At 60.1% G+C, this 278-nt stretch carries 1 pseudogene; it reads right to left on the bottom strand.

From position 1 onward, the window contains the following. A pseudogene (locus tag EN852_RS40660) lies at positions 1 to 278 on the bottom strand (flagellin); the annotation flags it as partial.

The raw sequence follows: 278 nt of genomic DNA on the forward strand, positions 1-278 counted from the left end.
TTGCCAGCGAACCGCTGCCGAGGCTAGCGGCGGACATGCTCTTCGACAGGTCGAGGTTGATCGTCTGACCGACGTTCGCGCCAACCTGGAAGCCGACGATACCTGCGGAGCCGTCCAGAATGTTGGTGCCGTTGTACGTCGTTTGCGACGCAATACCGTTCACTTCCTGGATCTGCTGCGCAACTTCTTTCTGCAGTGCTGCCTGGTCCGACGACGACATCGTGCCGGTCGAAGGCTGCACAGCCAGAGTACGGATACGTTGCAGGCTGGAAGTCAGC

Source organism: Mesorhizobium sp. M2E.F.Ca.ET.209.01.1.1 (genome assembly GCF_004010375.2).
In the GTDB taxonomy this organism is placed as follows: domain Bacteria; phylum Pseudomonadota; class Alphaproteobacteria; order Rhizobiales; family Rhizobiaceae; genus Mesorhizobium.